Consider the following 19,390-nt stretch of genomic DNA (forward strand, 5'->3'; position numbering starts at 1 on the left):
ATGCCCCGGACGCCACGCCCCACGATCGTGCTCGTCGGACACGGGATGGTCGGCCAGCGGTTCCTGGAGGAGCTCGCGAGCCGGAAGGTCACCGAGCGGGCCCGGGTGGTGGTGCTCTGCGAGGAGCCCCGGCCCGCCTACGACCGGGTCCACCTCACCTCGTACTTCTCCGGCACCTCGCCCGAGGAGCTGTCCCTGGTGGACGACGGCTTCATGGCGGAGCACGGCATCGAGCTGCACCTGGGCGACCCGGCGGTCTCGATCGACCGCGAGGCGCGCACCGTCACCTCGCGCGCCGGTCTGGAGATCGGCTACGACACGCTGGTGCTGGCCACCGGCTCCCACCCGTTCGTGCCGCCCGTGCCGGGCGGGGACGCCACCGGCTGCTTCGTCTACCGCACGGTCGAGGACCTGCTCGCCATCGAGGAGTACGCGCGGGGCAGCCGGATCGGCACGGTCGTCGGCGGCGGACTGCTGGGGCTGGAGGCGGCCGGCGCGCTGGGCGGGCTGGGGCTGGAGACCCACGTCGTGGAGTTCAACCCGCGCCTGATGGCCCTCCAGATCGACGAGGGCGGCGGCGCCGCGCTGCGCCGCACCGTCGAGGGGATGGGGCTGGTCGTCCACACCGGGGTGGGCGGGAAGGAGATCACCACCGGCGGGGACGGGGCCGTCGTCTCGATGACCCTGTCGGACGGCTCGGTGATCGACACCGACATGGTGGTCTTCTCGGCGGGCGTGCGCCCCCGGGACCGGCTCGCCCGCGCGTGTGGCCTGGCGGTCGGCGAGCGCGGTGGCGTCGTCGTCGACGAGCGGTGCCGCAGCACCTCCGACCCGTCCGTGTACGCCGTCGGCGAGTGCGCGAGAGCCGTGGACGGCACGGTGTACGGCCTGGTGGCACCCGGCTACGAGATGGCGCGGGTGGCCGCCGAGACGATCGCCGGGGGCACGGGGGCGTCCTTCACCGGGGCCGACACCTCCACCAAGCTCAAGCTGCTGGGCGTGGACGTCGCCTCCTTCGGCGACCCGCACGGGAGCGCCGAGGGATCCCTGGACGTGGTCTACTCCGACTCGCGCGCCGGGGTCTACAAGAAGCTGGTGATCGGCTCCGACGGCACCCTGCTGGGCGGTGTGCTGGTCGGCGACGCCGAGGCGTACGGCACGCTGCGTCCGCTGACCGGCAGCGTCCCGCCGGTGGCGCCCGAGCGGCTGGTGTTGCCCGCCGGGGTCGGGGCGCCGGCGGCGCTGGGGCCGTCCGCGCTGCCCGACGAGGCGGTGATCTGCAGTTGCCACAACGTCACCAAGGGCGCCGTCCGCGCCGCCGTCACCGATCACCGGTGCTCCACCGTGCCCGAGGTGAAGAAGTGCACCCGGGCGGGCACCGGCTGCGGAAGCTGTGTGAAGGTGCTCTCCACGCTGGTCGACGACGAGTTGGAGGCGAACGGCGTCACCGTCGACAAGGGCCTGTGCGGCTGCTTCGCCCACACCCGCGGCGAGCTGTACGAGATCGTCCGCACCCGGCGGCTGACGTCCTTCGCCGAGCTGCTGGACGGCCACGGCCGCGAGGAGGCCCGCGGCGGGGACGGCTGCGAGGTCTGCAAGCCGACCGTCGCCTCGATCATCGCCTCCCTCGCCCCGACGTTGGGCGCCGACGGTTACATCCTGGACGGCGAGCAGGCCGCGCTCCAGGACACCAACGACCACTTCCTGGCCAACCTGCAGCGCAACGGCTCGTACTCGGTCGTGCCGCGCGTCCCCGGCGGCGAGATCACCCCCGAGAAGCTGGTCGTGCTCGGTGAGGTGGCCCGCGACTTCGGCCTCTACACCAAGATCACCGGTGCGCAGCGGATCGACCTGCTCGGCGCCCGCGTGGACCAGCTCCCCGCGATCTGGGCGCGGCTGGTGGACGCCGGCTTCGAGTCCGGACACGCCTACGGCAAGGCGCTGCGCACGGTGAAGTCGTGCGTGGGGCAGACCTGGTGCCGTTACGGGGTGCAGGACTCGGTGCGCATGGCCATCGCCCTGGAGCTGCGCTACCGGGGCCTGCGCGCGCCGCACAAGCTGAAGTCGGGGGTCTCCGGCTGCCAGCGCGAGTGCGCGGAGGCCCGGTCCAAGGACTTCGGCGTCATCGCCACGGCCAACGGGTGGAACCTGTACGTGGGCGGCAACGGCGGCGCCACCCCGCGCCACGCCGACCTGCTGGCCCAGGACCTGTCCGACGCCGAACTGGTCCGACTGATCGACCGCTTCCTGATGTTCTACATCCGCACCGCCGACCGGCTGGAGCGCACCTCGGCCTGGCTGGACCGGATCGAGGGCGGTCTGGACCACGTGCGGGACGTGGTCGTCCACGACTCGCTGGGGCTCTGCGACGAGCTGGAGGCCCTGATGGCCGAGCACGTGGCGAACTACCGCGACGAGTGGGCCGAGACGCTGAACGACCCCGAGCGGCTGCGGCGCTTCGTGTCCTTCGTCAACGCTCCGGACACGCCCGATCCGTCGGTGCGCTTCGTCGCCGAGCGCGAGCAGGTCAAGCCCGACCTGACGCTCCTGTCCGGCCCCGACATCCCCGTCCGCACTCTCGAAGGGACCGCTTCGCGATGACCGTCACCACCGTCGAGAACGCCCCGACCGCCACTCCGACCGCCACGCCGACCGCCGCTCCGGGGCGGGCCGCCGGCCCGGTCCACGCACCGGTGGAGGTGCGCGTCGGCGACGGCTGGGCCGCCGTGTGCGGCCTGGCGGACCTGGTGCCCGGCCGGGGGGTGGCGGCACTGCTGCCCGACGGGCGGCAGATCGCCGTCTTCCGGGACCGCTCGGGGCGGACGTACGCCATCTCCAACCGTGACCCGTTCACCGGTGCCCAGGTGCTCTCACGGGGGTTGCTGGGCTCGGCGCAGGGCCGGACGTTCGTGGCGTCGCCCCTGCTCAAGCAGCGCTTCGAGCTGGCCACGGGACGGTGTCTGGACGACGAGGAGGTGTCCGTCCCGACGTACGAGGTCCGCGTCCGCTGACGGCGTGGGAGCCGCCCGCCGGCACGATCGGGAACACGGCCGGGGTCCGCGCGCGAGCGGACCCCGGCCGCGGCCCGTGTGGGGCGGGCCGCGACCGGGGCCGAACCCGTCCGACGCGCCATCCGCCCTGCCCTGACAGGCGGCGCTCCGGACGGGGGTCCGTCATCCGGCGGCGCACTCCTGGCCGCCGAGGCTGACCCGGGTGCCGTCCTGGGCGGCGCCACCGCCGGTCTGGAAGCCGAAGGAGATCGTTCCCCCGGCCGGGACCGTGCCGTTGTAGGCGGCGTTGGTGACGGTGACGGTGCTGCCGCTCTGCGAGAACCCGCCGTTCCAGCCGTTGGCCAGGCTCACCCCGGCCGGCAGGTCGAACTGCGCGCGCCAGCCGTTCAGGGCCGCTCCGGTGCGGATGGTGACGGAGACGACCGAACCGGTGGCCCAGCGGTTGGAGACGGTGAAGGTGGCCGAGCAGTCACCGGTGGGCGGGTCGGGGTCGCCCGGGTCGTCCGGGTCGTCCGGGTCGCCCGGGTCGCCGCCGCCCGCCGCGATGAAGGCGTCGCGCAGCGCGTCGTAGGCCGGCTTGGGCCGGTAGTTGTCGTCCCAGGGGCAGGCGGCGCCCTGCCCCTGGAAGACGTCCGGCACCCAGGAGTCGCGGTCGCTGATGCCCCAGACGGTGATGCCGGAGCAGCGGGCGACCGCCAGGCAGGCGTCGGCCACGGCCCGGTAGTCCCGCGCCTGCTGCTGGAGCTTGGAGCCGTCGGCCGGCATCTGCATCCGGATGTCCAGCTCGGTGATCACGACCTCCAGGCCCAGGTCGGCGAAGCGCTGGAGGTTCTGCCGGATCGCCGGACCGTTGACGTTGCCGACGATGAGGTGGTTCTGGAAGCCGACGCCGTCGATGGGCACGCCCTGCGCCAGCAGGTCGCTGACCAGCCGGTACAGGCCGTCGCTCTTCGCGTTGTCGAGTTCGGTGTTGTAGTCGTTGATGAAGAGCTTGGCGTTCGGGTCCGCGGCGCGGGCGGCCCGGAAGGCGTCCGCGATGTAGGACGAGCCGAGCTGCTGGTAGAACTTGCTCTGTCGGAAGGAGCCGTCCTCGTTGAACGCCTCGTTGACCACGTCCCAGCGCTGGACGTCGCCGCGGTAGCGGCCGACCTGGGTGGTGACGTGGTTGGTCATGATCGTCCGCAGCTCGCTGTTGGAGAACGAGCCGTTCTCCAACCAGTCGGGCATCTGGCTGTGCCACACCAGGGTGTGGCCGTAGACGAGCTGGTCGTTCTGTTGGGCGAACCGCACCAGGCGGTCGCCGCCGGCCCAGTTGTACTGGCCGCGCTGGGGCTCGACCGACTCCCACTTCATCACGTTCTCGGCCGTGACGCTGTCGAACTCGGTGCTCGCGATGGTGCTGTAGGTGCCGTTGCTCAGCAGGCTGTCGTTGATCGCCGTCCCGATGAAGCGGCCGGTGGGCTCGGCGACCTCGCGCAGGGTGGGGTTGGCCGCCTGTCCCGTACCGGCCATTCCGAAGGTCAGCGTCGCGACCGCGGCGGAGGCGGCTACGGCTGCCCTGGCTAAACGACGTACGGTTCTTTCACGGTGTGACCTCATGCTGGGGTGTCCCTCTCTCGACGCCCCGGAACTCTTTCCGGAAGACTGTTGGAAGGTTTCGAGGGTGCGCCGGGAACGGTAGAGCCGATGGGATCGCCCGTCAACGGTGTGCGTGTGTGTGGAGGAGAGGGCATGGGAGACGGCATGGCTGACGCCGCGGCCACGACGGCGGGCAGGGTCGCCGAGCAACGGGGCGCGTCCAAAGTGGAACAGAAGGTGACGATCACGGCGATCGCCCAGGAGGCGGGGGTCTCGGTGCCCACCGTCTCGCGGGTGGTCAACGGCCGTTCCGATGTCGCCCCGGCGACCCGGGCCAGGGTCGAGGAGCTGCTGCGGCAGTACGGCTACCGGCGCCGCACCGCCTCGTCCGGCGACCGTCCCGCCCTGATCGACCTGGTCTTCAACGACCTGGACAGCCCGTGGGCCGTGGAGATCATCCGCGGTGTGGAGGAGACCACGCACGAGGTGGGCTTCGGCACGGTGGTCTCGGCGATCCACGACCGCGCGGGCTCGGCCCGGCAGTGGATGCGCAATCTGCGGGCCCGCGCCTCGGGCGGGGTGATCCTGGTGACCTCCGTCCTGGAGCCGGTCCTCCACGAGGAGCTGCACCGACTGGGCGTGCCGCTGGTCGTGGTGGACCCCTCCGGCTCGCCCGCCCTGGACGCCCCGACCGTCGGCGCCACCAACTGGGCCGGCGGGATGTCCGCCACCGAGCACCTGCTGGAGCTGGGGCACCGTCGGATCGGGTTCATCGCCGGGCCGCCGAGACTGCTGTGCAGCCGGGCCCGCCTGGACGGCTACCGGGCCGCGCTGGAGGCCGCGGGAGTGGCCGTGGACGAGCGGCTGATGGTGCCGGGCGACTTCTACCACGAGTCGGGCTTCACCGGCTGCAACCGGCTGATGGACCTGGACAGGCCGCCGACCGCCCTGTTCGCGGCCAGCGACCAGATGGCGCTGGGCGCGATCGAGGCGCTGCGGCGGCGCGGCATGCGGGTGCCGGAGGACGTGAGCATCGTCGGCTTCGACGACCTGCCGGAGGTCCGCTGGTCGGCCCCGCCGCTGACCACGGTCCGTCAGCCGCTGGTGGAGATGGGCAAGGTGGCGGCGCGCACCGTGCTGCGCCAGGCGCGCGGCGAGGAGATCGACTCCCCGCGCGTGGAGCTCGCCACCGAGCTGGTCGTGCGCGCCAGCACGGCGCCGCCGGCCGCCTGATCCGGCGACGGACCGGGCGCCGGCCGGAGGTCGTCCGGAGGCCGCCCGGAGGCGGACTGAACAACTCCATATAACGGGCGCATCACGCTGTCGGGTCTCAGGTCCCCTTTTTTGTCAGACCTGTTGACACCGCTGAAACGCATACGTACTTTCCCACCACTACTACCGATAATTTTCGGAGTCCTTCCGGAAGGTATGCGATGCGAACAGCAGTACAGGGCCCGGCCAGAGGTGGCCGCAAGGGAACCCGGCGGCACCGCGCCGCCGCGCTGACGGCGACCGCGCTGGCCGCCTCGTTGGTGCTCACCGCCTGCGGCAGCGGCGGTCCCGGTGAAGAGTCGTCGGACGCGGCCCTGGAGGTCTGGGTCTACCAGGACGCCTCGGTCACGGTGCAGCAGGCGGCCGTCGAGCGGTTCAACGAGAAGTCGGACATCAAGGCCGAGCTCGTCGAGGTGCCCGGGCAGAACTACCAGGACAAGATGCGCAGTGCCATGGGCACCCCCAACGCCCCCGACATCTTCTTCAACTGGGGTGGCGGCAGCATCGCCAACTTCGTCGAGAAGGACATGCTGGTCGATCTGACCCCCGAGCTGAAGAAGGACACCGAGTTCAGGGACTCGTTCATCCCGGCGATCCTGAACGAGGGCAAGATCGACGACAAGTACTACGGCATCCCGATGCGCGGCATGCAGCCGGTGATGCTCTTCTACAACAAGAAGGTCTTCAAGGAGGCCGGCGTCGAGCCGCCGAAGACCTGGGACGACCTGCTCGACCTGGTCGACACCTTCAAGAAGGAGGGCGTCACCCCCTTCGCGCTCGCCGGCACCACGCCCTGGACCGAGCTGATGTGGGTGGAGTACCTGCTGGACCGCATCGGCGGCGCCGAGGTCTTCGACCGCATCCGGGGCGGCGACTCCTCCGCCTGGGGCGACCCGGCCGTCCTGGAGACCGCCCGGACCATCCAGGACCTCGTGGACCGCGGCGCGTTCGGCAACAAGTACCAGTCGGTCGACTACGACTCCGGCGCCGCCTCCACCCTCCTGGCCAAGGACAAGGCCGCCATGTTCCTGATGGGCAGCTGGGAGTACTCCACCCAGCAGTCCAACAACCCGGACTTCGCCAAGTCCGACCTGGGCTGGACCACCTTCCCGGCGATGCCCGACGGCAAGGGCGACCCCCGGAACGTGGTGGGCAACCCCACCAACTACTGGTCGGTCAACTCCAGCCTGAAGGGCGAGAGGCGCGAGGCCGCCATCGAGTTCCTCAAGACCACCGCCGAGGAGGCGTACGTCAAGGACATGGTGGAGAACGGTGAGGTGCCCGCCACCACCGACGCCGAGGAGCAGCTCGCCAGCCACCCGGCCCCCGACTTCGCCCTCTCCGCGTACGACCTGGCCCTCGACGCCCCGTCCTACACCCTCTCCTGGGACCAGGCGCTGCCGGCCCAGCAGGCCTCGCCGATGTTGACCAACATCCAGAAGCTGTTCAACAAGCAGCTCGACCCCGAAAAGTTCGTCGACGCAATGAAGGCTCTCAAGTGAAGCACGTCGCGACCACGTCGCGTGTGGGCCGCCCGGGCATCGCCTGGGCGGTCCCCGGCGTGTTGTTCTTTGCCCTGTTCGCCGTCGGTCCCATGCTGCTGGTCGTCTACCTCTCCTTCACCACCTGGGACGGCCTGGGCAGCTTCCCCTCCGTGAGCGGCACCGACAACTGGGAACGGCTGTTCGACGACCCCACGATGCGGCAGGCCGTGAAGCTGAGCATCATCCTCACCGCCGCCAGTTGGCTGATCCAGACCCCCATCTCCCTGCTGCTGGGAGTGTGGTCCGCGGGCCGCCAGAAGAACCGGGCCGTCCTCAGCGCGATCTTCTTCCTGCCGCTGCTGGCCTCCTCGGTGGCGCTGGCCCTGCTGTGGAAGTCGCTGCTGGACCCCAACTTCGGTCTGATCGCCGAGATCGGCCCGTGGATCGGCATCGAGAACGGCAACGTGTTCGCCGACGGGACGAGCGCCATGGCCGCGGTCGCCTTCGTCGCCTCCTGGCAGTTCATCCCGTTCCACACCCTGCTCTACCAGGGCGGCGCCCGGCAGATCCCCAAGTCCTTCTACGAGGCCGCCTCCCTCGACGGAGCGGGAACCGTCCGGCAGTTCTTCACCATCACCCTGCCGCAGCTGCGCAACACCGTCATCACCTCCTCGGTGCTGATGGTCGTCGGCGCGCTGACCTTCTTCGACACCGTCCTCATCCTGACCGAGGGCGGACCGGGAACGGATACCACGATCGTTCCCTACCTGATGTACGAGACCGGTTTCCAGGCGTACGACATGGGCTACGCGAGCGCCATCGCCACCACCCTCGTGATCGTCGCCACGGCCATCTCCCTGCTGATGGTCCGGATCTCCGGCTTCACCGCCATGCGCAGCACCCGGGAGGGGATGTGAAGACCGCCACCCGGCCGGACCACCGGCCCTCCCCGAGCGCCCCGTCCGGCCCGCCGGCCCCGCAGGTCCGCAACGACCGGGGGGTGCGCGGCAGGCTCCGCGGCGTCCGCAAGTGGAACATCCCGGCGGGCGTCGCCGCCCTCCTGTGGCTGGTCGTCGTCGGCCTGCCGCTGTACGTGCTGGTCCTCGCCACCCTGCGGACCAACGAGGCCTACTACGACAAGGGCGCGCTCTCCCTGCCCGGCGGCCTGACGCTGGACAACTACCGGAAGGTGCTGGAAGGCGACTTCTTCACCTACCTGCTCAACACCGCGATCGTCACGGCCGCCACCGCCGCGATCGTCATCGTGCTCTCGGTGGGCGTCGGCTACACCGTCGTGCGCACCCTCAGCCGGACCTCCCAGCGGGTCTTCCAGTTCTTCCTGCTGGGCCTGGCCATCCCCGCCCAGGCGGTGATCGTCCCCGTCTACCTGCTGATCACCGAGATGCAGTTGTACGACAGCCTGCTGGCGATCATCCTGCCCATCTCGGCGTTCTGCCTGCCCGTCTGCGTACTGATCCTGGCGGGCACCATGCGGGACATCGAGGAGGAGATGTACGAGTCGATGGCCCTGGAGGGCGCGAGCCAGACCCGCATCCTCCTCCAGCTCGTGGTGCCGCTCTCCCGGGGCGGAATCTCCACGGTCGGCGTCTACGCGGCGCTGCAGGCCTGGAACAACTTCCTCTTCCCGCTGATCCTCACCCAGTCGCGGGACACCAAGGTGCTCACCCTCGGCCTCTACGACTACGTGGGCCAGTTCCGGGTGGACATCCCGGCACTGCTCGCCGCGGTCGTGCTGTCGATCGTGCCGATCTTCGTCGTGTACCTCTTCGCGCGCCGTCAGCTCATCAACGGCCTCATGGGGGCCGGCGGGCGCTGAACCGCGCCCCGACCACGCTGACGCCGAACAAGGAGCCTCATGCATCACCACCCCTGGCAGGACACCTCCCGACCCTCGGAGGAACGCGCTGCCGACCTGCTGTCCCGGATGACGCTGGAGGAGAAGCTCGCCCAGCTCTCCAGCATCTGGCCCGGGTCCGAGGCCGAAGGCGAGGACGTCGCTCCGTTCCAGCACGAGGTCTCCGAGGCCGTCGACCTGGACGGGCTGCTGCCCCACGGCCTGGGGCAGCTCACCCGCCCCTTCGGCACCGCGCCCGTGGACCCGACCGAAGGGGCCCGGGCGCTGGCGGACTTCCAGTCCCGGGTCGCCGCCGCGAACCGGTTCGGCATCCCGGCCCTGGCCCACGAGGAGTGCCTGACCGGGTTCACCGCCTGGCAGGCCACCGTCTTCCCCACCCCGCTGGCCTGGGGCGCCACCTTCGACCCCGCGCTGGTGCGCGAGATGTCCGCCGCCATCGGCGCCTCGATGCGCTCGGTCGGCATCCACCAGGGCCTCTCCCCCGTCCTGGACGTGGTGCGCGATCCGCGCTGGGGCCGCACCGAGGAGTCCATCGGCGAGGACCCCTACCTGGTGGCGACCGTGGCCACCGCCTACGTGGCGGGCCTGGAGTCGGCCGGGATCGTGGCCACCCTCAAGCACTTCGCCGGCTACTCCGCCTCCCGCGGCGGCCGCAACCACGCGCCCGTCTCCATCGGCCCGCGCGAACTGGCCGACGTGATCCTGCCGCCGTTCGAGATGGCGCTGCGCGAGGGCGGCGCCCGTTCGGTCATGCACGCCTACAACGACCTCGACGGCGTGCCGGCCGCGGCCAGCCCCGATCTGCTGACCGGGCTGCTCCGCGAGGAGTGGGGATTCACCGGCACGGTCGTCGCCGACTACTTCGGCATCTCCTTCCTGGAGCGCAACCACCGCGTCGCCGATTCCCCCGCCCGTGCCGGCGCCCTGGCCCTGGCGGCGGGCGTCGACGTGGAGCTGCCGAGCGTGCGCTGCTACGGCGAGCCCCTGCTGAAGGCCGTGCGCTCCGGCGAGGTCTCCGAGGAGCTGGTGGACCGGGCCGTGCTGCGGGTCCTGCGGCAGAAGTGCGAGCTGGGCCTGCTGGACCCCGACTGGAAGCCCACCGTGCCGGAGGGGAAGGTCGACCTGGACCCGCCGGCCATGCGGGAGCTGGCCCGGCGCGTGGCCGAGGAGTCGGTCGTCCTGCTGGACAACCGCCGGGACGTGCTGCCGCTGTCCCCCACGGCCCGGATCGCCGTGGTCGGCCCGTACGCCGACGAGCGGTCCGCCATGCTCGGTTGCTACACCTTCCCCCGGCACGTGGGCGTGGAGCACCCCGACCTGGCCCTGGGCGTGGAGATCCCCACGCTGCTGGACTCGCTGGGCGCCGAGCTGCCCGGGGCGGACCTCACCGCCTCCCCCGAGGACGCCGACATCGTCGTCGCCGTCCTCGGCGACCGCTCCGGCCTCTTCGGTCGCGGCACCTCCGGCGAGGGCTGCGACGCCGAGGACCTCACCCTCCCCGACGGCCAGGCCGCGTTCCTGGACGAGCTGCTGGAGCGCACCGACAAGCCCGTGGTGCTGGTGCTGCTCACCGGACGCCCCTACGCGCTCGGCCGCTGGGACGGCCGGCTCGCCGCCGTGGTGCAGGCGTTCTTCCCCGGCGAGGAGGGCGGCCCGGCCGTCGCCGGAGTGCTCACCGGACGGATCGACCCCTCCGGCCGACTCCCGGTCAGCGTGCCGCGCGGCAACGGCGGCCAGCCCTGGACGTACCTGGCGCCGCCGCTGGGTCTCAAGGGCGCGGCCAGCAACCTCGACCCGACGCCGCTGTACCCCTTCGGGCACGGTCTGTCGTACACCACCTTCGCCTGGGAGGGGGCCGGCGCCGACACCGACGCCCTCCCCACCGACGGCGGCACGCGCGTGCGTCTGACCGTGCGCAACACCGGGGAGCGGGCGGGCACCGAGGTCGTCCAGCTCTACCTGCACGATCCCGTGGCCCGCACCGTCCAGCCGGTCAGCCGGCTGGTCGGCTACGCACGGGTGGCGCTGGAGCCGGGGCAGGCGGCGGAGGTCGTCTTCGACTTCCACGCCGACCTGGCCTCCTACACCGAGCGGCCCGGCCGGCGGATCGTCGAGCCCGGCGCCGTGGAGCTGCGCCTGGCGGCCTCCAGCGCCGACGTCCGCCACACCGTGCCGCTGACCCTGACCGGGGAGGAGCGCACGGTCGGGCACGACCGTCGGATGACCTGCGGGGCCGAGGTACGCGTCCTGCGGCCCTGATCCGGCACCGGCCGTGCGGCGCCCGCCCGCGTCCGGGGCGGGCGCCGCGCCGGGGAGGGTCCGCACGGGCACGGGACGGCCGGCGGGGGCGTGCCAGAGTGGGCGTCATGTACGAGACGATTCGGGTCCGCGTCGGCGACCGCACCCTGTGCTGCCTCGACTTCGGCGGTGCCGGCGTCCCCGTCCTCGCCCTCCACGGCACCTTCGGCCGCGGTTCGGTCTTCGCCCGAGCGGCCCGCGACCTCGCCGGCCGGGCCCGGATCGTGGCGCCCGACCAGCGCGGTCACGGACTCAGCGACCGGGCGGCCGACTACGGGCGCGACGGTTTCGTCGAGGACGCCGCCCACCTGCTGCGCGAGCTGGGCCTGGCCCCCGCCGTCGTCCTCGGGCACTCCCTGGGCGGCATCACCGCCTACCAGTTGGCCGCCCGCCACCCGAAGCTGGTGCGCGCGCTCGTCGTCGAGGACGTGGGGCCGGTGATGCGCGAGCCCGAGATCGCCCGGCCGGTCCTGGACGTGCGGGGGTGGCCGGCCACCGGCCGCACCCGGGAGGAGCTCGCCCGCCGCGTCGAGGAGGCCGGTGCCCCCGACAGCGCCTACTTCCTGCACAGCGCGGTCCAGGACGGCGACCGTTGGCGGTTGCTGTTCGACTGGGACGACATGACGGCCGTCCAGGAGGGCGGCACCGGCGACTGGTGGGCGGACTGGCTGGGCTCCACCTGCCCCGCGCTGGTGCTGCACGGCGGCAGGAGCCCCCTGTTGCCCGCGTGGTTGGCGCGGGAGATGACCGAGCGCCGTCCCCGCACCCGGCTGGTCACCTTTCCGTCGGCCGGGCACTGGGTCCACGACGACGCCCCGGAGGACTTCGCCCGTGCCGTCGCCGACTTCCTCGACGCGCCGGGGTGACCGCCGGCGGGCGGGTACCGGCGACCGGTTGTTGGGGCAACCGGCCACTCCGGGCGGTCGATTGTTCATGCCCCGTCAAAAGAGCGCCCCTAGCCTTCCGGGACGTTCGACCCCGCGGCCCACCGGACGCGGGGCCAGACGACCCCCGGGAGCGTTCACATGACCGTGGAACGTCGCACCTTCCTGCGCGGAGCCGTACTCGCCGGATCGGTCGCCGCCTTCGGCGGCTCCCTGTGGCGCGGCGCCGCGCACGCCGCGCCCGCCCAACCCGGCCCCAGCCCCTACGGGAGCCTCCTGCCGGCCGACGCCAACGGCGTCCGGCTGCCCCGGGGCTTCACCAGTCGGGTGATCGCCCGTTCCGGGCGGAGGGTTTCCGGCACCTCCCACACCTGGCACAACGCCCCCGACGGCGGCGCCTGCTACGCCACCGACGGGGGAGGGTGGATCTACGTCTCCAACTCCGAGGTCACCCCCGGCGGCGGCGCGGGCGCCGTCCGCTTCGACTCCGCCGGGAACGTCACCGACGCCTACCGCGTCCTGTCGAACACCCGTCAGAACTGCGCCGGCGGCAAGACCCCGTGGAACACCTGGCTCTCCTGCGAGGAGGTGGACCGCGGCTACGTCTACGAGACCGACCCGTGGGGCGTGAACCCCGCCGTCCGCCGCGACGCCATGGGCCGTTTCAAGCACGAGGCGGCGGCCGCCGACCCGGTCCGGAAGGTGATCTACCTGACCGAGGACGTCTCCGACGGTTGCCTCTACCGCTTCCGCCCGCACACCTGGGGCGTGCTGTCCTCGGGCACCCTGGAGGTGCTGACGGGCGGCTCGGGCACCTCCGGTTCGATCGGCTGGGCACCCGTCCCCGACCCGTCCGCCTCCTCCACCGCCACCCGCCACCAGGTCGCGGCCGCCAAGCACTTCAACGGCGGCGAGGGCTGCCACTACGCCGACGGCAGCTGCTGGTTCACCACCAAGGGCGACGGCCGGGTCTGGCGGCTCGACGCGGCGCACGACACCGTCGAACTCGCCTACGACGACTCCCTGGTCTCCGGCAGCGCCCCGTTGACCGGCGTGGACAACGTCACCGGCTCGGCCTCCGGCGACCTGTTCGTCGCCGAGGACGGCGGCACCATGGAGATCTGCGTGATCACCCCGGACGGCGTGGTCGCGCCCTTCCTCCAGGTCACCGGCCAGTCGTCCTCGGAGATCACCGGCCCGGCCTTCTCGCCGGACGGCAGCCGGCTGTACTTCTCCAGCCAGCGCGGCACCAGCGGCAGCAGCTCGGGCGGCATCACCTACGAGGTGACCGGCCCGTTCCGCTCCTGACCGTTCCGCTCCCGCCCCCCTTCCGGCCGCCCTCCCTTCCGGCGGCCTCTCCCACACGGGCCCCGGAACCCGCCCCGGGGCCCGTGCCGGGAGGTGTCAGCGGTAGTCGTCGGGGTGGTCCTGCATCCAGGTGTTGATCCTGTCGCGGGTGCCGAAGAGCCGGTCCCGGTGCCTCTTGAGGTTCTCGTAGGACCGGTCCTCGCCCATCCGCTCGCGCAGGTCCGCGATCCAGGCGATCGGCTCCGGGAAGTGGCCGGGGCCCTTGGGGTCGGCCTTCATCGCCCGGTCCAGGCGGTCGAGTTCGTAGGCGATGCGGCCCAGGAGGTACTCGCAGTTGCCGGGGGTGTCGCACGAGTCGTCCAGGGTCGCCTGGAGCCCGGCGAAGGCGTCGCGGACCTTCCCCGGCCCCGGTGTCCGCGGGCCGGTGGGCGTGCCGGCCTCCGGGGCCGCGCTCGCCGCGGGGCTCGCGGAGGTCCTCCCGCTTCCGGCCTCGTCCTCCCCGCCGCCGGAGCAGGACACCAGGAGCAGCGTCAGGGGGACGGCGAGCACGGCCGTCGTACGAGCGCGGCGGATTCGCACGTGGGGACTCCGATCGATCGGCGGGGTCGTCGGGCCGACCCCGGGAACGCACCGGACCAGGGCCTCCTCGAACGGTACGCCACGGCTTCGGAGGCCGCCGGCACACCCCACGGAAGGCTCAATTCCCTTTGTGTTCGGGGCAGTCGGCGCCCGCCGACGCGTGGAAGGGCCGCCGTGCGCACACCCGGGGGCGGTGGGGGGCGTGCGCACGGCGGCCCGGTCAGGCGGGGCCGTGCCGGTCGGCCGGCCGGCTCATCCGAAGGGGATGGTGAGCACCGAACCCGAGCCGACCTGGAGCTGCGAGGGGGCGTTGCCGATGGCGCTCCACACCTCGACGCGGACCGTTCCGCCCCGCAGGTCGCCGAGGCTGCCCGAGGCCGACTTCAGTCCGGCGCGGGAGGCGTCGTACTCCTCCCAGCCGGGGACCGGGTCGGTGGCGAAGTAGCGGTAGGTCTCCACCCGGTCGAAGGTGCCGTCGCCGGTCAGGTCGTAGGAGACCCGGGCCTGCTGGCCGAGCCCGACGGCCGTCCCCGCGTCCACCTTCAGTCGGAATCCGGTGGTGCCGCCTGCCTCGTGGGTGCCGTTGACGTTCCGGACCTCGTAGACGAGCGGCCGGTGGGGGGTGCCGTCGTGGTTGGCGCCGCCCGCCGAGGCGATGGTGTCGGCGGTCGGGGTGGCGGCCGCGGTGGTGCTCAGCGTCCCGCCGGCGCGCAGGTGGAAGGTGTCGCCGGTGGCGGGCGGGTCGCCCGGGTCACCGGGGTCGCCCGGGTCCGCCGTGCCGGTGCCGGTGGCCGTGGAACGGGCCGGGACGGTCAGCTTCCCGCCGTCGGAGAACGTCACGGTCGTCGCCGAGCCGGAGAAGTTGTGGGCGACGTAGGTGCGGGTGCCGTTCTTGGCGAAGACCGCGGCGGTGGGACTGTCGGCGGTGACGGAGGGGTCGGGGGCGCCGAGCGCGTCCAGGGTGGCGATCCAGTGGTAGGTGTGGGCCCTGGTCTCGCCCGCCTCCGGACCGTAGTTCCCGCCCTGGGCGTCCCAGGTGGCCTTGGCCTTCGCGGGGTCGGCCAGGGCCTGGAACTCCCAGTGGATGTCGCGCCACTCGACGGCCGGGCCGCCGTTGTTCCGCTCCATCTCGGCGATGCTGCGCCGGATGGCGTCCTTGTTGCGGGCCAGGTGGAGCGAGCCGCCGGTCACGGGCAGGACGTTGATGCCGTGGATCTCCTCGGGGTTGGCGGTCCACCAGGTGGAGTAGGCGCCACCGCTGCCCCAGACCATGCCCACGACGTCGTGGCCGAAGTCCTGGGGGTAGACCTTCTGGTCGGCGTCGAACCAGTACTGGGCGATGGCCTCGGACTCGGTGGTCAGCAGGTAGACGCCCAGGTCGCGCAGGGAGGTGTCCCCGGTGGCCGAGCCCCACAGGATCAGGCCGGCGCTGAGGTTGATCGACTCCGAGGACGACTCCTGGTTGTTGCCGGCGGCGAAGCCCGCGTGGCCGGCCGCCCAGCTGTGCCCGGCGTAGACGTCGAAGCCGCGCAGGAACGGGAACATCTCGTCGGTGCGGCTGGGGTTGGCGGCGTCCCTGACGAGGGTCTTCACCATGCCGCCCCAGGCAGAGTCGGCTGCCCAGGCCCGGTCGTACTGGGCGACGATGGCCGCGGCCATCACGTAGTACGAGTAGTGGAAGTGGTGGTCGTTGAGTTCCTTGTCGCTGCCGTAGGAGGCGGGGTAGCCGATGAGGGTCTTCCAGTCGCGGTCGTAGGAGAACTCCGCGGCACCGCCGACGGTGAACCACTCCTGGAGCCGGCCCTTGATCAGTCCGAGCAGCCTGTCGCGGACGCCGGTCTCACCGATCTGGTCGGCGATGGGCACGAGCTGGGCGAGCTTGCCGAGCTGCTTGCCCGTCCAGTAGGTGTCCGTGGCCCCCTCGAACGGGTCGGCGGCGTTCACCACCTCGTTGAGGTAGCCGGTGAGTCGGGCCTTGTCCACGGCGGAGGTGCGGGGCAGTCCGGGCAGGACGCCGGTGACCTTCTGGGAGGTGGTGAAGGAGGTTCCCTCGCGGACCTTCATCGTCCCGCGCGGCGAGGCGTAGGTCCAACCGGTCAGCGCGTCGGTGGTGTGCAGCCACTGGTGGCGGTAGAGCGCCTGGAGGGTGCCCCGCTCGCTGCCCTCCCTGGGCGTCGTGGTGAGCGTGTAGGTGGCCTTGATCCGACCGGCGGCCTCGTCGTAGTCCCAGCTCACCCTGGAGCCGGTGACGAAGCTGAAGGCGTACTTGCGGAAGGTGGCGAGCGCGTCGGTGCTCGGCAGCACGGCCAGCGAGAAGTAGTCCTTCGAGCCGAGGTTCGCCCGGATGTCGGTGCCCGAGACGGTCCAGTCGCTGCCGGTGGGGGCGAACAGCGCGTAGTGCCGGCCGCCGATGGTGACACCCAGGACGTTGCCCTGGTCGGCGAAGACGTTCGGGGTGCTCGCGGCGGAGATCCGCGCCGCCCCGCCGGTGCCCTGGGCGTACACGTAGGGCAGGCCGTGCCCGATGGTGGTGCGCAGGGTGCGGGTGCCGTCGGACCAGTAGGGGGTGACGGTCCAGTCGCTCCAGGAGTCGGCCTTGGCGTCGGGGGAGTTGAGGCCCGCCAGGCCGAGGGTCAGGTCGCGCTTGTGGGCGAACTCGTACTGGCGTCCCTCGCCGACGACGGCGTGCGAGGTGGGGTGGCCGACCTCCAGTCCGCCGGAGACGGCCCGGTAGGTGAGGGGGTGGCCGTACATGTTCTCGGAGTACGGGTTGTCGGGGTACCGCTGGAAGACCAGGGACGACCACCAGTCGTTGGTGGGTACCGGCTTGCCCGCGGCGGCGGAGGTGACCTTCGGCTTGACGGGGGCGCCGACGTTGTTCTCGGGGCCCGCGGCCCCGGCGGGGCGGGTGTCGCTGTAACCGCCCTGGCCGACGGGGACGGTGGCGGCCGCGGCGCTGCCCGCGCCGGCGACACCGAGGCCGGTGGCGCCGGCCGCCGTGGCCACCACCGCCGCCAGAAGCGCGGCGGGGCGTCTGCGGAATCTCATGGAACGGCTCCTCGGGGGGGGTGAGGGGGGTCTTGAGAGCGCTCTCAGATTCCGGCAACGTAAAGTTCACCTAAACGATCGTCAAGGTGTTCGACGAAAAAGATCTTCAACGGCCGCTGTTCGTTCAAGAGTTGACGGCTTATCTCCACTTTGCGCCGCTCCGGTCCGACGACCGGCACGCCTCGTGTTCCTCCGTGACACGGACGCCGACACGGACACCACCGCACCCCCGGCCGTGGCCGGTCCCGGGTGCGGCGGCGTCCGTGTCCGGCGTCAACGGCGATCGGCCGAGGGGGTCGGAACGGGGCGTTCCGCCACGGTCCGGAGCCTCCGCAGGAACGCCCGCGACTCGGCCATCTCCTCCGGATCGCCCTGCCGACAGAGCACCTGGGCCTGCCGGACCGCCTCCTGGTGGTCGCGACGGAGCAGTTCCCGCGTCCGGCAGGCGTACAGCCGGTGCTGGTACTGCTGGTGGACGGTCTGCTTCGTCCGGTAGAGCCGGTTGGCGATCTCCGTCCACGACGCACCATGCTGATGGGCCTCGGCGACCAACATCAGCACGTCGTTGTCCAACGTCCTCCTGATCCGGTCGACGTTGCCGAGCACGTCCAGCACGACCACCAGGGGATCCCCCGCCGACTCCCGTCTGCCGCCGCCTTCCGAGACGACCCGTCGGACCCGGCCGCGAACCCCGCCCACCAGCCACCACCCCGGTCTGCTCGGAGACAGGTACGGCCAGAGTTGGTTCTCCATGTGCGTCATGGTGGACAATCGTGACGATCGGCGCACCACGACCATGGGTTTCCGAGGGCGCTTCGCCGGCATCGTCAGCATGTCCTGACGCCCAGGCCGGACGCGGTCCGTGAGGCCGACGAAGACCGAGGAGGCCGGCACACCCGGCGTTCCCCGTCCCGGGCGTGCCCGAGGGGACCGCCGACCGATCACGAGTAGCTGATCGACCACTTCTGCCCGTCGAAGGCGCAGTCGGCGTGGAACATATTACCGGAGAACATCACCTGCTCCGGATAGTACAGAACCGATGTGTCGACCACTTCGCCTTCCTCGTAACTGCCGAAGGCCACCCAGTACTCCGGGTGAATTCCGAACTGGATCCCCCCACTCATCCCCGTGGGCTGGGTCGGCCGCACGAAGGTGCCCTTGCCGAACATGCCGATGCCGACGGATCCCTGGTCGATGTTGCCGGCGCCGGGGACGTTGTCGCTCTCGTGGATGAGCAGGGAGCCCTGGCTCGGACCGGCCGAGGTCGGACCGAACTCGAATCCGCCGTCGACGTAGTCGAGCGTCACCTGGTTGTTGGCGGTGAGGTCGGCCGGAATCGAACCGCCGGCCTGGTAGCTCACCCCCGGCTTCAGGTTGCCGTTCTGGCCCCAGACGAAATTGAAGTTCAGGGTCCAGTTGTAGGTGACCTGGGTGTTCTTGTGGCACATCTTCGAGAGCCAGGCCAGCGACGCCACCTCGGACGGCGTCTCCGGGTCCTGCTGGAAGACGATCGCCCGGCTGTTGTCGATCTGCGAGTTGTTGCGGATCGTGATGCTGTACCCGCTTCCTGCCACACCGACCTGGGCCGAACTCTGCAGCGTCCCGCTGTCCCCCCAGTGGAACAGCCAACTCATTTGACCGCCTTGGGCCACGAGCTGCAGTGTGTTCTGGAAAACGGTGTGGTTCACGTCCCCCGTGAAGTAGACGATCTTGGTGCCCGCCCCATCCTGCACGATGGAACTGACCGTGCCGTTGCACCGTTTCATCGCCGTCTTGATGTCGGCGTCACTGGGCGGGCTCTGCTTGTATTTCTCGATCTTGACGAGAAGCATTCCGGCTCCTTCTTGTGCGATGGGATGTCCCGGAACGGTCGGCGGCCGAAACACCGGCCGTGAGTCCCGGGAGACGATGTGTGTTCCTTGAACATCAATGGACACATCGCACCGGAGATAGTCGTCACACCTCGAAACCGTCATTCTCTCCTGACGCCCCGTCCTCTCACCGTCCCCTCGGCACCGCGGAGAGGTGGCCCGAGTACGGGAAGGGCTCCGG

Annotated in this window: 14 protein-coding genes; 9 read left to right on the top strand and 5 right to left on the bottom strand. The window is 71.4% G+C overall.

The annotated features are described in order from the left end of the window. Together nirB and nirD are read left to right on the top strand one after the other, a co-directional pair. Entirely contained in the window at nt 1–2,601 is a 2,601-nt protein-coding gene (gene nirB, locus F0L17_RS07375) for a nitrite reductase large subunit NirB (protein ID WP_155070438.1), read from the top strand. Further along, nucleotides 2,598–3,011, top strand: a complete 414-nt coding sequence (gene nirD / locus F0L17_RS07380; RefSeq protein ID WP_155070439.1) for a nitrite reductase small subunit NirD — start codon at nt 2,598–2,600, stop codon at nt 3,009–3,011. The genes nirB and nirD overlap by 4 nt, the downstream gene beginning before the upstream one ends. 162 nt (nt 3,012–3,173) lie before the next feature. Here nirD and F0L17_RS07385 read toward each other — a convergent pair whose 3' ends face one another. Further along, nucleotides 3,174–4,523, bottom strand: coding sequence for an endo-1,4-beta-xylanase (locus tag F0L17_RS07385; protein WP_238419290.1), 1,350 nt, complete (start codon nt 4,521–4,523; stop codon nt 3,174–3,176). A 231-nt stretch (nt 4,524–4,754) separates the two neighbouring features. Between F0L17_RS07385 and F0L17_RS07390 the strand changes: the two genes are divergently transcribed. The 7 genes from F0L17_RS07390 (at nt 4,755) to F0L17_RS07420 (ending at nt 13,711) form a co-directional block, all read left to right on the top strand. Continuing rightward, nucleotides 4,755–5,822 carry a LacI family DNA-binding transcriptional regulator gene (locus tag F0L17_RS07390; RefSeq protein WP_155070441.1) on the top strand — a complete coding sequence of 356 codons (1,068 nt, stop codon included), beginning with the start codon at nt 4,755–4,757 and terminating at the stop codon, nt 5,820–5,822. A gap of 200 nt (nt 5,823–6,022) precedes the next feature. Then, on the top strand, nt 6,023–7,363 hold the full coding sequence (locus F0L17_RS07395; RefSeq protein ID WP_155070442.1) for an ABC transporter substrate-binding protein: 1,341 nt from the start codon (nt 6,023–6,025) through the stop codon (nt 7,361–7,363). Continuing rightward, a complete protein-coding gene (locus tag F0L17_RS07400; protein ID WP_338017996.1) occupies nt 7,360–8,262 on the top strand; it encodes a carbohydrate ABC transporter permease in 903 nt (300 codons plus the stop codon). The genes F0L17_RS07395 and F0L17_RS07400 overlap by 4 nt, the downstream gene beginning before the upstream one ends. Then, nucleotides 8,259–9,182: a carbohydrate ABC transporter permease gene (locus tag F0L17_RS07405; RefSeq protein WP_420802393.1), complete on the top strand. Its 924-nt coding sequence runs from the start codon at nt 8,259–8,261 to the stop codon at nt 9,180–9,182. Before F0L17_RS07400 ends, F0L17_RS07405 begins: the two co-directional genes overlap by 4 nt. Nucleotides 9,183–9,221: 39 nt before the next feature. Continuing rightward, nucleotides 9,222–11,480: a beta-xylosidase/alpha-l-arabinosidase gene (locus F0L17_RS07410; protein WP_155070443.1), complete on the top strand. Its 2,259-nt coding sequence runs from the start codon at nt 9,222–9,224 to the stop codon at nt 11,478–11,480. 107 nt (nt 11,481–11,587) lie between these two features. Then, nucleotides 11,588–12,385, top strand: coding sequence for an alpha/beta fold hydrolase (locus F0L17_RS07415; RefSeq protein WP_155070444.1), 798 nt, complete (start codon nt 11,588–11,590; stop codon nt 12,383–12,385). A gap of 165 nt (nt 12,386–12,550) precedes the next feature. Continuing rightward, nucleotides 12,551–13,711, top strand: a complete 1,161-nt coding sequence (locus F0L17_RS07420; protein ID WP_162466763.1) for an alkaline phosphatase PhoX — start codon at nt 12,551–12,553, stop codon at nt 13,709–13,711. A 96-nt stretch (nt 13,712–13,807) separates the two neighbouring features. Here F0L17_RS07420 and F0L17_RS07425 read toward each other — a convergent pair whose 3' ends face one another. The 4 genes from F0L17_RS07425 to F0L17_RS07440 form a co-directional block, all read right to left on the bottom strand. Continuing rightward, on the bottom strand, nt 13,808–14,290 hold the full coding sequence (locus tag F0L17_RS07425; protein ID WP_162465921.1) for a hypothetical protein: 483 nt from the start codon (nt 14,288–14,290) through the stop codon (nt 13,808–13,810). A 252-nt stretch (nt 14,291–14,542) separates the two neighbouring features. After that, a complete protein-coding gene (locus tag F0L17_RS07430) occupies nt 14,543–17,338 on the bottom strand; it encodes a glycosyl hydrolase (protein WP_155070446.1) in 2,796 nt (931 codons plus the stop codon). A gap of 273 nt (nt 17,339–17,611) precedes the next feature. After that, on the bottom strand, nt 17,612–18,091 hold the full coding sequence (locus tag F0L17_RS07435; RefSeq protein ID WP_155070447.1) for a hypothetical protein: 480 nt from the start codon (nt 18,089–18,091) through the stop codon (nt 17,612–17,614). A 188-nt stretch (nt 18,092–18,279) separates the two neighbouring features. Next, nucleotides 18,280–19,170 carry a hypothetical protein gene (locus F0L17_RS07440; protein ID WP_202917845.1) on the bottom strand — a complete coding sequence of 297 codons (891 nt, stop codon included), beginning with the start codon at nt 19,168–19,170 and terminating at the stop codon, nt 18,280–18,282. Between the last annotated feature and the right edge of the window lie 220 nt (nt 19,171–19,390).

The organism is Streptomyces taklimakanensis, assembly GCF_009709575.1.
GTDB classification, from domain to species: domain Bacteria; phylum Actinomycetota; class Actinomycetes; order Streptomycetales; family Streptomycetaceae; genus Streptomyces; species Streptomyces taklimakanensis.

Coding starts and splice junctions, on each gene's coding strand:
- nirB (WP_155070438.1), top strand. CDS start 1: ATGCCCCGGACGCCACGCCCCACGATCGTGCTCGTCGGACACGGGATG.
- nirD (WP_155070439.1), top strand. CDS start 2,598: ATGACCGTCACCACCGTCGAGAACGCCCCGACCGCCACTCCGACCGCC.
- F0L17_RS07385 (WP_238419290.1), bottom strand. CDS start 4,523: ATGGCCGGTACGGGACAGGCGGCCAACCCCACCCTGCGCGAGGTCGCC.
- F0L17_RS07390 (WP_155070441.1), top strand. CDS start 4,755: ATGGCTGACGCCGCGGCCACGACGGCGGGCAGGGTCGCCGAGCAACGG.
- F0L17_RS07395 (WP_155070442.1), top strand. CDS start 6,023: ATGCGAACAGCAGTACAGGGCCCGGCCAGAGGTGGCCGCAAGGGAACC.
- F0L17_RS07410 (WP_155070443.1), top strand. CDS start 9,222: ATGCATCACCACCCCTGGCAGGACACCTCCCGACCCTCGGAGGAACGC.
- F0L17_RS07415 (WP_155070444.1), top strand. CDS start 11,588: ATGTACGAGACGATTCGGGTCCGCGTCGGCGACCGCACCCTGTGCTGC.
- F0L17_RS07430 (WP_155070446.1), bottom strand. CDS start 17,338: ATGAGATTCCGCAGACGCCCCGCCGCGCTTCTGGCGGCGGTGGTGGCC.
- F0L17_RS07435 (WP_155070447.1), bottom strand. CDS start 18,091: ATGGAGAACCAACTCTGGCCGTACCTGTCTCCGAGCAGACCGGGGTGG.
- F0L17_RS07440 (WP_202917845.1), bottom strand. CDS start 19,170: ATGCTTCTCGTCAAGATCGAGAAATACAAGCAGAGCCCGCCCAGTGAC.